Origin of the sequence: Enterococcus sp. AZ141 (assembly GCF_051714385.1) — a bacterium.
GTDB lineage: Bacteria > Bacillota > Bacilli > Lactobacillales > Enterococcaceae > Enterococcus_D > Enterococcus_D entomosocium.
Genome location: NZ_JBIORT010000001.1, coordinates 2,625,482 through 2,638,948, shown reverse-complemented (window position 1 = coordinate 2,638,948; position 13,467 = coordinate 2,625,482). Strand labels below are relative to the sequence as shown.

General features: G+C 42.6%; 11 protein-coding genes. 2 read left to right on the top strand and 9 right to left on the bottom strand.

Translation table 11 applies throughout. From position 1 onward, the window contains the following. The first annotated feature begins 37 nt into the window (after nucleotides 1-37). A complete protein-coding gene (locus IGI89_RS12150; RefSeq protein WP_005235519.1) occupies nucleotides 38-481 on the top strand; it encodes a GNAT family N-acetyltransferase in 444 nt (147 codons plus the stop codon). Between the two features lie 57 nt (nucleotides 482-538). Here IGI89_RS12150 and IGI89_RS12145 read toward each other — a convergent pair whose 3' ends face one another. The 4 genes from IGI89_RS12145 to recX form a co-directional block, all read right to left on the bottom strand. Beyond that, complete coding sequence (locus IGI89_RS12145) at nucleotides 539-1,501, bottom strand: N-acetylmuramoyl-L-alanine amidase (protein WP_016612206.1); 963 nt, start codon at nucleotides 1,499-1,501, stop codon at nucleotides 539-541. Nucleotides 1,502-1,662: 161 nt separating this feature from the next. Beyond that, nucleotides 1,663-2,196 (bottom strand): nucleoside tri-diphosphate phosphatase, encoded by a 534-nt coding sequence (gene ntdP / locus IGI89_RS12140; RefSeq protein ID WP_005225863.1) that lies wholly within the window; start codon nucleotides 2,194-2,196, stop codon nucleotides 1,663-1,665. 93 nt (nucleotides 2,197-2,289) lie between these two features. After that, complete coding sequence (gene mutY / locus IGI89_RS12135; RefSeq protein ID WP_016610228.1) at nucleotides 2,290-3,441, bottom strand: A/G-specific adenine glycosylase; 1,152 nt, start codon at nucleotides 3,439-3,441, stop codon at nucleotides 2,290-2,292. Then, a complete protein-coding gene (gene recX, locus IGI89_RS12130) occupies nucleotides 3,434-4,228 on the bottom strand; it encodes a recombination regulator RecX (protein ID WP_430601011.1) in 795 nt (264 codons plus the stop codon). The genes mutY and recX overlap by 8 nt, the downstream gene beginning before the upstream one ends. Nucleotides 4,229-4,342: 114 nt before the next feature. Here recX and rlmD point away from each other — a divergent pair, with 114 nt between their 5' ends. After that, nucleotides 4,343-5,719: a 23S rRNA (uracil(1939)-C(5))-methyltransferase RlmD gene (gene rlmD, locus IGI89_RS12125; RefSeq protein WP_008378249.1), complete on the top strand. Its 1,377-nt coding sequence runs from the start codon at nucleotides 4,343-4,345 to the stop codon at nucleotides 5,717-5,719. A gap of 330 nt (nucleotides 5,720-6,049) precedes the next feature. Here rlmD and glyS read toward each other — a convergent pair whose 3' ends face one another. The 5 genes from glyS to IGI89_RS12100 form a co-directional block, all read right to left on the bottom strand. After that, on the bottom strand, nucleotides 6,050-8,122 hold the full coding sequence (gene glyS, locus IGI89_RS12120; protein WP_430601012.1) for a glycine--tRNA ligase subunit beta: 2,073 nt from the start codon (nucleotides 8,120-8,122) through the stop codon (nucleotides 6,050-6,052). Between the two features lies 1 nt (nucleotide 8,123). After that, on the bottom strand, nucleotides 8,124-9,035 hold the full coding sequence (gene glyQ / locus IGI89_RS12115; protein WP_005225852.1) for a glycine--tRNA ligase subunit alpha: 912 nt from the start codon (nucleotides 9,033-9,035) through the stop codon (nucleotides 8,124-8,126). Nucleotides 9,036-9,050: 15 nt separating this feature from the next. Continuing rightward, nucleotides 9,051-9,290 carry a hypothetical protein gene (locus IGI89_RS12110; protein WP_008378255.1) on the bottom strand — a complete coding sequence of 80 codons (240 nt, stop codon included), beginning with the start codon at nucleotides 9,288-9,290 and terminating at the stop codon, nucleotides 9,051-9,053. 298 nt (nucleotides 9,291-9,588) lie between these two features. Continuing rightward, nucleotides 9,589-11,346: a glycoside hydrolase family 35 protein gene (locus tag IGI89_RS12105; protein WP_008378257.1), complete on the bottom strand. Its 1,758-nt coding sequence runs from the start codon at nucleotides 11,344-11,346 to the stop codon at nucleotides 9,589-9,591. Further along, on the bottom strand, nucleotides 11,346-13,358 hold the full coding sequence (locus tag IGI89_RS12100; protein WP_430601013.1) for a beta-galactosidase: 2,013 nt from the start codon (nucleotides 13,356-13,358) through the stop codon (nucleotides 11,346-11,348). Before IGI89_RS12100 ends, IGI89_RS12105 begins: the two co-directional genes overlap by 1 nt. Between the last annotated feature and the right edge of the window lie 109 nt (nucleotides 13,359-13,467).

Genomic DNA, 13,467 nt, shown 5'->3' with positions numbered 1-13,467 from the left:
AAAATAACGGAGAAATCTTAGCTGAGGTGAGTTTTTTATGCATATTGCACAAACAAAAGATACGCTGAGTGACATTTATTTGGCGTCATTGAAAATACGAAATCAAGTATTCGTGAAAGAGCAAGGTGTTCCATTAGCATTGGAAGTAGATGAAAATGAAGCATTGGCAGTCCACTTTGTCTTATATGACGACGATAATGAAGCAGTCGCAACCTTGCGTTTCTTACCTATCTCTGATCATGAAGTGAAGTTGCAGCGAATGGCGGTCCCCGCTGCTCATCGAGGTTCAGGTTATGGCAGACAACTGATCGAAGGTGCGGAAGCCTTCATTCAAAAACAAGGAATCAAAAAAGTCACTTTAGGGGCACAAATAACCGCAAAAGAGTTTTACTTGAAGTTAGGCTATCAGCCTGAAGGCGATGTCTTTTTAGACGCAGATATGCCCCATATCAAAATGAGCAAAACCTTTAACGAGAAGTGATTCCTTAAAATAGCGACCACAAAACAGATCCTTCCTCTGTTTTGTAGTCGCCGTTTTTTATTCCTCTGCTTCAACGATCTCTTCAATCGCTGTCAGCAACGCTTGCGCCACCCTTTGATCATACCCTTCACTTGTAATCATTGCCAAATCATTGTCACTGTTCAAATAGCCTAACTCCAATAATACTGCTGGAAGATATTGTTCTCGCAACACATAATAGTTACCAAAACGAGTGCCGTTGGAACTCAATGCCACCGAAGAACTCAAATTGGCAGTGATCGTTTCTGCCATCTCTTTTGACCCAGTATAGTAATAGTAAGTTGTCAGTCCTTGATTACTGTTTGGTATTTCTGAATTATCGTAATGAATGCTAATAAATAAATCCGGTTCTTCTGAAAGCGAAGCAGCGGTGATATCAGACAGCGAGAGATAACGATCTTCAGTGCGTGTATAACTGACTTGAATACCTGCTTCTGTCAACACTTCGCCGATCGTTTGGACCGTTGTTAGCGTCAAGTCTTTTTCCATGATCGTTTGATCCGTTGACAGTGCCCCAGAATCTTCGCCGCCGTGACCTGCATCAAGGACGACTTTGAAGTTCGATAGATCTTTTGGGATTGCCGAAAGCGCGACTTCTTGAATCGATGCTGATTGTTTTTCAATATAACCAGTTACCCCATCGTCTGTTTGAATTTCAACCATGTCTTCTGTTTGACTGATGAAGGTTGCCCAACTTCCCCGATGGATTTTCCCAATGACTGTCTCTTGACTTGTTGACTGATAAATCGGTACATAATCGTTCTCACTTTCAATCGCTGCATCGTATTCTGAGGGATCTACATAAATTTGAACCATACTGGCAGTCTGAGCGGTCTCTTCAGTTTGAGCGTTAAGCTCAGTTTGAGAAGTACTTTCTTGACTCTCCTCACGAGCGGATTGGTCGTTTCTCAACACAGCAAACCCCGCTGCAAAAAGCAGAATCATGGTGGTCCCGATAACAAGCTTCCCTTTTTTCTTCATGTGCTTCCCCCACTAATTTTCTTGGTCTCTCTATCATGGGACTGTCAGCTTAAACAGAACTTAAAACCTGCTGATTGAAGCATTCCATTAGAAACACAAAAAAACTCCAACCAACTTGGTTGAAGTTTCTTAGGGAAAATGAGCGATTCGACCCATTTTACTTATTTTTGAGACAACTGCTTGTAGCGATCATACCAAATGTCCACATACCCTTGCGAAAAGGGTCCTTTGCCATTATTGATCCAATCTACTAAAATTTTGACATTTTCTTTTAAGATAAAATCAATGTCTTGCGGATATTGCATAATCTTACTGTGCAATTCATACTCATCCACATCTAGTAAACGTTTCTCGCCATCAGGAAATACTTTGATATCAAGGTCATAATCGATATATTTCAATGCCTCTTCATCAAGTAAATACGGTGAAGCAAGATTACAATAATAGGAAACCCCCTTTTCTCGAATCATTGCAATAACATTAAACCAGTATTTTTTATGAAAATATACAATTGCTGGTTCACGGGTAACCCAGCGTCTTCCATCTGATTCGGTCACTAATGTATGATCGTTGACCCCTATCACTGAGAATTCACTGGTCTTTAAGACCATCGTATCCCGCCACGTTCGATGCAAATTGCCGTCATGTTTGTAGCTTTGAATGCTGACAAACTCTCCTTCTTTTGGAACTCGCATAGCAACCCTTCCCTCAGCAAGAAAACTTGCGTTTTGTTTGGGTGTTCATTACACCGACATCGTTAATATTATAGCAATAAAAGAAAGCTTTGCCTAGAAATCTTTATCGAGTTTCTGATATTTCTTTAATTGATCCACCAATTTCTGCTGGGGTTTTGGGAAAACATAGTTTTGAAAGGATTCTTTTGCTGCCCATTCGCTGTCTTGTAACGTGAGCTCTCCACGTTTTCTGCCGTAAAATAAAAGGACGTGCCATTTCAAATGACTAAAGATATGAGTGATCTCGCCAAAATGTCGTTTTTGCCAAACGACAGGCAGATCAGGAAAAATTTCGAGCGCATCATCTTCGGCAATCAAATCCAACTGCAGCTGCTCCTCTTTTGCCCATGTTCGCTGCAGAGCCTCGTACTGTTCTTTCGTCACTTCTACCAAAGGAAAATGCCACATAGAAGCTAATAAGCCTGTTTCAGGTCGCTGCACGAGTAAAAACGAGCCTTGATCTTCGATGGCGCCTGCGATGTAATAGACATCTTTTGGCTTTGCTTTTTTCGATTTCACTGGAAAGTCTGTTTGTCGATTCTCCGCATAAGCAAGACAATACTGACTGATGGGACACTCTTCACATTTCGGTGTAGTGGGTGTACAGATTCGTGAGCCAAGATCCATCAAGGCTTGATTAAACTCACCAGGTTCATCGGGGGAAATGATTGTTCTCATCGCCTCGTCAAATGGTCTTCGGCTGCTGGCTTTCGCAATATCTGCTTCGATACAAAATAACCGACTGACGACCCGCATCACATTTCCATCGATTGCCGGTTCTGGCAAGCCAAAAGCAATACTGCCAATGGCTCCAGCTGTGTAGGGACCAATTCCTTTTAATGAGCGAATCTCTTCAATTGATTGGGGCATTTCTCCGTCGAATTCGGCAACGATTTGCTGTGCAGCAGCCTTAAGGTTACGGGCACGAGAGTAATAACCTAAACCTTCCCAAACCTTTAAAAGCTTTTGTTCTTCGGCTGCCGCCAAGTCTTGGATCGTCGGGAATTGTTCCATAAAACGATAGAAATAGCCAATCACTGTTTCCACTCGTGTTTGTTGAAGCATGATCTCTGAGATCCAGATTGCATACGGATCGTTGGTCGCCCGCCAAGGCAGATTGCGTTTTTCTTTATGATACCAAGTTAAAAATGTTTCTTGGAACGTCTTGATTTTTTCTTCATCCCAAGTTTCCCATTGCTTACTCATCCATTACTTCCTCATCTAAGAATCGTTGTATATCATCGATGGCAAACCCTTTTTGATAAAGGCCTTGCTTGATTTTCATTTTTCGTTTCATCAATGGTAACCGCTGATGCCGCCGCATAAGTCGGGCCCCTTCTCTTTGGAGCGCTTCATTTTCTTGGTCCTCATCTTTTTCCATCGGTAATTCATCCAAAATCATCTGAATGACTCCTTGATGAAAACCTTTTTGCATCAAATGCATTTTTATCTTTTGGATCATTTCTTTATGGCTTTTGTTGTGAAAACGACGCATCGCTTTTTCAGCCGTATGATACCCGACTTCAAACTGCATTTCCTCGGTATACAAAGGCAATACTTCCTGAATCACGGGATCTTTTAATCCTTTTTTTCTCAATTGCTGACTGATGACCACGGGTCCTTTATCACTCATGCGGACTTGGGTGCGAATGTAGCTTTCTCCGTAGTTTTTGTCATCGATCAAATTCAACTCTTTCAGACGTTTAACGACTAAGTCTCGGTCTTGTTTTTCGATTTCTTTGTCTTTCAAATAGGTACGGACTTCCATTTCAGAACGCAGCTGATAGCTGATATAGTTCATGGCTTGCTGCAATCCTAAATCAAACCCCGCACTTTTTTTGATTTCTTTTAATTCTTCTTCACTCAGTTCCTTGCCTTTTAATAGCCGAAAACGGACCAAAAGATCTTCTGAGACCCGCAGCGTTTCACCTTCTGATGTCGCCACTTCATAAAATGGTCCTTTTCCTTTATTGATACGAATAATTGTATTCATCTTCTTCACCTCGCGAACGTACATTCTATTTTACCACAACTACGATGAAATTCCTTCTAATCAAGCTGAAAAAATGTGGTAAAATGAACTGACTATTTTATTTAAGGAGTTCACATGGCAAATACACAAGTCCAGCTTGGACAAAAACTACAACTAACGATCAAACGCTTGGGGATCAACGGAGAAGGCATCGGGTATTACAAAAAGCTGATCATCTTTGTTCCCCGTGTTCTACCGGGGGAACAGGTCATTGCCGAAGTCACCAAAGCCTCTCCCCGCTTTGCTGAAGCTAAGATGACCAAAATCATCAAGCCAAGCAGCGATCGCATCCAACCACCCTGCAAGTTTTACGACCGGTGCGGCGGCTGCCAATTGCAGCACTTAGTCTACGACAAACAATTAGACTTCAAAAAAGACCTATTGAAACAAGCACTTGAAAAATTTAAGCCAAAAGGTTACCAACAGTTTGAACTAAGGGATACTTTAGGCATGGATGTTCCTTGGCATTACCGCAACAAAGCACAATTTCAATTGCGTTACAACAGTCAAACCAAACGAATCGAAGCGGGTTTATACGAAATGGAGTCTCATCGCTTAGTCGCCATTGATGATTGCCTCGTACAAGAACAAGATACGCAAAAAGTGATCAACGGCATCGTCCAATTGTTGAACAAATACCAGATCCCGATTTACGATGAACGAAAAAATAGCGGGATTTTACGAACATTGATGGTTCGCATCGGGATCGCCACTGGCGAAGTCCAAGTTGTTTTCATTACCAATTCTGTCAAACTGCCGCAAAAAAATGCGCTGATTCGCGAGATCAATCAGCGCTTGCCGCAAGTCGTTTCCATCATGCAAAATGTGCAAAACAAAAAAACGTCCGTCGTCATGGGAGAGGAAACGATTCATCTTTGGGGCAAAGAAGCAATCGAAGAACGGTTGAATGAACTGACCTTCGATTTGTCCGCCCGCGCATTCTTCCAGCTGAATCCGCAGCAAACCAGCGTCTTGTATCAAGAAGGGTTAAAAGCCCTTGACTTGAGCAAAAATGAAACAGTTGTTGATGCTTACTGTGGTGTGGGGACGATTGGGTTGAGTGTGGCACCTTATGCCAAAGAAGTCCGCGGCATGGACATTATTCCTCAAGCGATCGAAAATGCCCAAGAAAATGCCCACCGTATTGGTGCCCAAAATACCCATTATGAAACGGGAACTGCTGAGGAGCTCTTACCAAAATGGTTCAATGAAGGCTTCAAACCTGATAGCATCATTGTTGATCCGCCAAGGACAGGCTTGGATGAACGATTATTGCAAGCTTTGCTGAAACAACCACCGAAGAAGATGGTCTATATATCTTGTAATGTTTCCACTTTAGCAAGAGACTTAGTCCAATTAGCCAAAGTGTTTCACGTAGAATATCTGCAATCAGTAGATATGTTTCCACAAACCGCACGCTGCGAAGTGGTGGTAAAATTGACCCGCAAATAAACATTCGCCTGACAAATCATTTTGTGATCTGTCAGGCTATTTTATTGCACCTATCGTTTCAGCGTATTTTCAATGGAAAAATGAATCGGTCTGTATGATGAGAATCTTTGTATCATTATAAGCATCATCAAATCCCCAATCATTAAAGCCGAAGAATCGTTCGATCCCTTGAAAAGTAATGGGTCAAAATGTTTTTTATTATATAATATTTAACACTGCAAGAAAGCAATTCTAAGTACAAAAAAAATCGAGAAACATAGAAAAAAAGCCAGAACTGATTCTTTCAGTTCCAGCTTTTTTATTCAGAAATGTGCAACTGCAAGCTGCTTTTTATTTTGTAATCAAAGCATCTAAACTAGCCACTGCCAGACTCATATTCGCGATTTTATCCAACAAGGCAAAACGGTTGCGGCGAATCTGTTCATCTTCCACCATGACCATTGTTTGATCAAAATAAGCTTCGATCAATGGGCGCAGTGCCACTAAGCTTTGGTAGTTTTCTTCCATCGTTTGATGTGGGAACTTGTTCTCTACTGTTAAGACCGCTTCATACAAGGCAGTTTCAGAGTCGTTTTCAAACAAGGCAGGATCAATTGCTACTTGTTCCAATTCGGCTTTTTTCGCTAAATTGATTACTCGGGTCAAGGCTTCCATCGATGGTTTGAAGTCGGTGTCTTGCAAATGTTCTCTTAACATTTGAGCCGTTTCAAATAGCGTACTGATATCTGCTTGGCGTGCGCCTAAAACAGCTTCAATGACATCATGACGCGTATTTTTGCTGAGTAAGAATTGACGCAGACGGCCTTTCACAAAATCGGTCACTTGTTCTTGACCTGCGGCAAGTTGAATACCAAAAATTTCCGGTTGGGCATTAATAGCTTCACGAATCTCTTCTTGTAACTGAGCAAATGGGAAATACCAGCGTTTTTCAGCTAGGATGCGGATAATTCCGTACGTTTGCCGGCGGAGTGCGTAAGGATCGTTTGAACCACTTGGAACCATATCGACAGCGAAGAACGCAAGCAAGCTGTCCAATTTATCCGCAATGGCTAAAACAGCCCCGATTTTCGATTGCGGCAGTTCACCTTCTGCTGAGATCGGCATGTAGTGTTCACGAATCGCTTGGGCAACTGTTGGTTTTTCTCCTTGTATCAAGGCATACTTTTCCCCCATGATTCCTTGCAATTCAGGGAATTCTCCCACCATATTTGTCACTAAATCAAATTTATAGATTTGAGCTGCCCGTTGGAGATCAGTCAGTTCTTCTTGTGTTAAACCAACAGTATTCCCGATGATTTGTGCAGCTAATCCAACACGCTGCATTTTTTCATACAAACTACCAATTTTTTCGTGGAAGGTGACTTGCTTAAGCTTTTCCACGCAATGGTCGATGGTCAATTTTTTGTCCTCATTATAGAAAAACTCAGCATCTTCTAGACGGGCGGTCAGTACTTTTTGGTTTCCTTTGATGACATTATCAATTTTCACGGCATCCCCGTTGCGGGCAGAGATGAAATGCGGCAGCAATTCTCCATCAAGGGTGCGGACATCGAAGTAGCGTTGATGTTCTTTCATAGAAGTAACTAACACTTCTTCAGGTACAGAAAGATATTTTTCTTCAAAGTCCCCTACAAAAGCTGTTGGGTATTCAACCAGATTTGTCACTTCTTCGAGTAGGTCTTCATCTAAATCGATCCGCCAGTTGTTTTCTTGAGCGATCGCATTGATTTGTGCGGTGATCATTTGTTGACGTTCGCTAGGATCAGCAATGACAAACTGATGCTTCATTTTCTCCAAATAGTCGTCCGCATGATCAAACGTGACTGCCTCACCTAAGAAACGATGACCTTTTGACTCGCGTCCGGTAACAATATCAAGGATTTGGAAAGGAATGACTTGCTCACCAAAGAGTGCGACGATCCAATGAATTGGTCGGATATATTCAAAATCGTAGTCTGCCCAGTGCATCGTTACTGGGAAAGTCAAACTCGTGATTACTTCCTGCAATCCTTTCAATACCTCAACGGTTGGTTGACCTTGGGTATGTTTCGTTACATAGACATACTCAACACCTTTTAATTCACGGAAGGTGATGTCATCAGTTGTCAAGCCTTGCCCCCGAACAAATCCTTGAGCTGCTTTCGACCAATTGCCTGCTTCGTCTAAGGCGATTTTTTTCGCTGGCCCTTTGACCTCTTCTTGTGTATCGGCTTGTTTTTCAGGAAGACCAGTGACATAGACTGCCAAACGACGAGGTGTCGAATAAGCTTCAATCGCTGTATAAGGTAATGCATGAGCATCTAAGAAAGCTGCCGTTTTTTCTTGTAATTGTTTCATACTTGGGGTTACGACATGCGCAGGTAATTCCTCTAAGCCGATTTCTAATAATAGGTTTTGTGCCATCTTATTTTCCCTCCTCAATCAGTTTTTGCGCCACTTCTGGATCAAGCAATGGATAACCGAGGTTTTCCCGTTCTGCTACAAATAGTTTTGCTACTTGACGGGCCATATTACGGATACGTGCGAGGTACCCAGCACGTTCAGTGACGGAGACTGCGCCACGAGCATCCAACAGGTTGAAGGTATGGCTGCATTTTAAGATATAGTCGTAAGCTGGATGAACTAAGCGTTCATCGATACAGCGTTTTGCTTCTTTTTCAAAACGATCGAAGTTCCCTAAAAGCAAGTCTTGGTCACTGACTTCAAAGGAGTATTTTGAATGTTCATACTCAGGTTGGCGGAAAATCTCACCATATTTGACACCTGCAGACCATTCAAGATCGTAGACACTTTCAACTTCTTGAATATAAGATGCTAGACGTTCTAAGCCGTAAGTGATCTCTGATGTCACTGGCTTACACGCTAAGCCACCAACTTGTTGGAAGTAAGTAAACTGGGTGATCTCCATCCCATCTAACCAAACTTCCCAACCAAGACCTGCACAACCCATTGAGGGGTTTTCCCAGTTATCTTCGACGAAACGAATATCATGTTCTAATGGATCGATCCCTAAAAGACGCAAGCTTTCTAAATAAAGCTCTTGGATATTTTCAGGAGAGGGCTTCATCACGACTTGGAACTGGTGGTGCTGATACAAACGATTTGGGTTTTCCCCGTAGCGGCCATCAGCTGGACGGCGAGAAGGTTCTACGTAAGCGGCGTTCCATGGTTCTGGACCGATTGCACGTAAAAATGTGTATGGGCTCATGGTTCCAGCCCCTTTTTCTGTATCATAGGCCTGCATCAGCATACAGCCGTTTTCAGACCAGAATTTTTGCAAAGTCAAAATCATCTCTTGCACAGTTAGTTTACTCATCTTTTTCTTCCTTTCTTATAACGCATTGACGACAGGATAAAACTCGACAACTGATCCGGGGATCAATTTCACTTCGACCACGGCATCTGCTTCTAAAATATCAGATAAGTCGTAAAGCATTTGGTCTGGACTCGTTGTAAATTCATGTAAAAGCTGTTCATCCTTTAAAAGGCGAACCTGCAGTGGAATACTTGCTAATACTTTGAGCTTTTTTTCGGTAAACGCACTTGCTGGAATCGTCATATCAAATAACATAAAAACCCTCCTTTATTTTTGGCTATTCTTAGTGTGAAACATAAAAAAGTCCCTATATCTATACAAAGTGTATAGATATAGGGACGATACATTCGCGGTTCCACCCTACTTCCGACAAGTCGGCAGCTTCATTGATCATGCTCACGGACGCCTGCGAAATAAGGTTCCAACTTGGCTTTCACTCTCCCAAGTTCGCTTCATGGAATGGTCTTCTTTCTTTCTTCCGGTCATAGCACGGATTCGATTACCCTTATGATAGTAGTTGAAGCTAGGGTTTGTCAATGATTAATTTGAACTTTTATCCTTCTGGACCTAAATCCGCCTGATCATGAAAGACGATCTCATCAGCGATTTTCCCATCACTTTCAAAAACAATGATCTCATTCATTCCAGTTTTTAAAAACGGCGCCGGGACGTACAAGCGCTGCTGCGGTCCTTTTTCCCAGAAACGGCCGATCATATGACCATTGACTTGGACAAACCCTTTGCCCCAGCCCGGCAATTCGATAAAGGTATCTGCACATTCATCAAAAACACATTCAAAGCGTGAGAAACTTGGTTGGCCTTTTTGCCATTTCCCTTGGAAATCAATGGCATGCAAATTATCCATCGGCAAGGGATAGATTTCCCAGTTGCTTTGGAATGCGCCATTAATGATCACACCGTCTTTAATGCCTTTGTGCTGATGGTTCATTTTAACGGAATAATTGACCCGCCCCATATTCTCCACCAAGATCCCCAACTCGTTTTCTGATTCTGATAGATCGAAACTATAGGATTGACCGATTTCTCGATCGTAATCGATGCGCAAAAGTTCCTGGTTGATAAACGTATGGGCACGATCCATCGTATTGATCAGACGGTAGTCGGCAATCTTCCGAGCAGGCCCAATCAGTGAGCGATAATAGATATAACCTGTCGCTTGATTGCAGGCTTCCATCGATAAAGGGTAATTCCTTATGATCGGTTGACTGATCGTGTCGATCGTCGAAAACAAGGAGACTCGTTCTTTCACTGAGAATGTTCCATAAGCTTTTCGCTCAAGTTTCATACTCAAGGGAAACTCAGGAATTTCCGCATAGTCAGCGATCACTTTTTTGAAGGCTTGGTATTTGGCAGTAGGTTCTCCCCATTCTGTCAACAAGGCATCATAATCATAGCTAGTGACATCCGGCGCTAAACGCTCGTAATAGTTTGACCCGTTCATAAAGCCAAAATTGGTCCCGCCATGGAACATATAAATATTGACAGAACCTTCTGCCAAGCAATCCTGAAGTTCCTTTACTGCATCAGCCGTTGATGTTGTATGATGATGGTCATCACCCCAAGCATCAAACCAGCCGATCCAAAATTCCATGACCATCAGTGGCCGTTTTTCTCCGTGAAATCTTCGAAGTTTTTCAAAGTTTTCCTTGATGTTGGAGCCGCAGTTGATCGTTGGCAATGCCAAGTCTTTGATACTGCCGTTTTCTAACATATCGTGCCAAGGTCCGTCAGAGGTCACTAACGGCGTTTCTACACCCTGTTGCCGCATCGCAGCCACCATTTTCCGCAAATACTCTTTATCATTGGCGTAGCTGCCGTATTCATTTTCTACTTGCATCATTAAAATCGGACCGCCTTGGGTGATCTGCAGATCCCGCACTTGTGGAAACAAATGGGCGAAATAACGAGTGATTTTTTCCATAAATGGTGGATAATCAAACCGAAGCTTCATCATAGGATCTTGCAATAGCCAATAAGGCAACCCACCAAATTCCCACTCCGCACAAATATAAGGTGCTGGTCGCAAAATCACATAAAGCCCTACTTCTTGTGCCGTTTGGATAAATCGCCGCAAATCAAGGATCCCCTCAAACTGATAGACACCTTCTTGTGCTTCATGGAGATTCCAAGGAACATAGGTTTCCACTGTATTACAGCCCATCAAGCGCAGCTTCTCTAAACGATCTTGCCAATATTCAGGAACGACACGAAAATAGTGGATCGCTCCAGAGATCACTTTAAACGGCTTGTTGTCTAAATAAAAGTCATCTTCAATAGCAAAAGTTCGCATCAGTTACGCTCCTCTTTGACGATATAGGTGGTGTACTGTGCCAGTTTCGTTTCTGAAGAAAGAACCTCACCCGTCAGAAGATCCGTCTTTCCAACAAACATTGCTGGCAACGGTTGTGCTTCTTCGTGGAAATTGATGATAACGAAGAATTTCGCCTCTGCATTTTCACGACAGGCAACTTCTAGTTTTGTTGCTTCCTCGATCACTGGGGTGATATCGTTTTCTTCGACAATCGTTTTGAAAAGCTGATCTTGCAGCTGATCTTCCAACTGTCCACCAAAGTAATAGACGGTGCCATCGCCAAACATATTTTTCGTCACTGCCGGCATTCCTGCATAGAAATTGCTTGTGTAATGCGCTAGCGCTTCGGCGGTTTCTAAATGGATCAAATCGCTGACTAAATTACTGGTTCCTGTCAGTTCTTCATTGACTAAGGAAACGCCGTTTGATTGTTCTGGGGCTAATGCATCGATTTCTTCCACCCAGATGCCAGCTAACTCCCGCAATGGCCCAGGATAGCCCCCTAAGTGAACGTTGTCAGATTGATCAACGATACCGCTCATATACGTGGTAAGTAAAGAACCACCTTGTTTGACGAAATCAGTGAGCCGCTCTTGCATTCCTTCTTTGATCATGTAGAGAACAGGTGCTGCGACTAATTTGTATTTTGATAAGTCAGCATCCACGGGAACCAAGTCGACGGCAATATTTTGTTCATGAAAATAACGATAGTAGCGATGGATCTGTTCTACATACTTCAGATCAACGGTCGGACCACTCGTATATTCTAATGCCCAATAATTGTCCCAATCGAAAATCACGGCAACCTGTGCTTGAGTTTGCGTCCCAATAATGTCTGAAAGCTGCGCTAATTCAGCACCAAGAGCTGCCGTTTCTCGGAAAACTCGCGTGTCTTCATGACCGACATGTTCGATAACAGCTCCATGGAATTTCTCACAAGCACCGATGGAACGTCGCAATTGGAAATATTGGATCGTGTCCGCCCCATGAGCGATCGTTTGGTAGCTTTGCGCCCGCATTTGTCCCGGTTTTTTTAATGAGTTATAGGGTTGCCAGTTTTGTTGAGAGGGTGTTTGTTCCATCAGCATAAAGGGCTGTTGTTTCAAGCCGCGCATTAGATCATGTGTCATGGCTACTAAACTCCATGGCGTATTATACGCTGGATAATTATCCCACGAAATAAGGTCCATTTCCTTCGCCCACTTGAAATAATCCAGTCCTTTAAAGGTTCCCATCAAATTCGTTGTAATCGGTGTCGTGGGATCGATTTTCCGAATAGCGTCCCGCTCCATCATATAGTTTTTTAAAAGGCTATCCGAGTTGAAGCGTCGGTAGTCAATAGAAATTCCTGCAAATGCCGTCTTGTCATAGCCGATTCCTTCTGACAGCGCATTTGGCAGAACGATTTCATCCCATTCATATACAGTATGACCCCAAAATTCCATATTCCAGGCTTTATTCAGTGCTTCGATCGTTTGATATTTATCCTTTAGCCAAACACGAAACGCTTTTTCACAGTTGTCGCAATAACATTCGCCGCCGTATTCATTATTGATGTGCCAACAAGTCACTTGTGGATTTTCGCCGTAACGTTCGGCTAATTTCGTTGCCAGACGTTCTGCGTATTTTTGATATACCAAACTATTGGGACAGGCATTATGCCGTTGCCCAAACTTATGATGGCGTCCATCATAATCGGTGCGAGCGACTTCCGGATACTTCTTAAACATCCAAGCTGGCAAAGCGGCTGTGGAAGTGGCTAAGACGATGTCGAAGCCTTCCGTACTTAATTTTTCGATGATTTGATCCAATTCCTCAAAATCATAACAATTTTCAGAGGGTTGGATCTTTGCCCATGAAAAAACATTGACGGTCGCGCTATTGATACTTGCTTTTTTAAAGATCCGAATGTCTTCTTCCCAAATCTCTTTCGGCCACTGATTTGGATTATAATCGCCGCCGAATAGAATTCGATCAAAAAATTTTGTCATATAAGTGAACGCTCCTTTAAAATAAAATGATTTCTACTCTCTTATTGTAAGGCTTTTCATTTTGTTGTAGTATAATACATGAAACACTATTTTATAACTTTTCGAAACA

Excerpts from the sequence above, each read along its gene's own strand:
- mutY (WP_016610228.1), bottom strand. The coding sequence starts at position 3,441 with ATGAGTAAGCAATGGGAAACTTGGGATGAAGAAAAAATCAAGACGTTC.
- IGI89_RS12145 (WP_016612206.1), bottom strand. The coding sequence starts at position 1,501 with ATGAAGAAAAAAGGGAAGCTTGTTATCGGGACCACCATGATTCTGCTT.
- rlmD (WP_008378249.1), top strand. The coding sequence starts at position 4,343 with ATGGCAAATACACAAGTCCAGCTTGGACAAAAACTACAACTAACGATC.
- ntdP (WP_005225863.1), bottom strand. The coding sequence starts at position 2,196 with ATGCGAGTTCCAAAAGAAGGAGAGTTTGTCAGCATTCAAAGCTACAAA.
- IGI89_RS12105 (WP_008378257.1), bottom strand. The coding sequence starts at position 11,346 with ATGCGAACTTTTGCTATTGAAGATGACTTTTATTTAGACAACAAGCCG.
- IGI89_RS12150 (WP_005235519.1), top strand. The coding sequence starts at position 38 with ATGCATATTGCACAAACAAAAGATACGCTGAGTGACATTTATTTGGCG.
- recX (WP_430601011.1), bottom strand. The coding sequence starts at position 4,228 with ATGAATACAATTATTCGTATCAATAAAGGAAAAGGACCATTTTATGAA.
- IGI89_RS12110 (WP_008378255.1), bottom strand. The coding sequence starts at position 9,290 with ATGTTATTTGATATGACGATTCCAGCAAGTGCGTTTACCGAAAAAAAG.
- glyQ (WP_005225852.1), bottom strand. The coding sequence starts at position 9,035 with ATGAGTAAACTAACTGTGCAAGAGATGATTTTGACTTTGCAAAAATTC.
- IGI89_RS12100 (WP_430601013.1), bottom strand. The coding sequence starts at position 13,358 with ATGACAAAATTTTTTGATCGAATTCTATTCGGCGGCGATTATAATCCA.
- glyS (WP_430601012.1), bottom strand. The coding sequence starts at position 8,122 with ATGGCACAAAACCTATTATTAGAAATCGGCTTAGAGGAATTACCTGCG.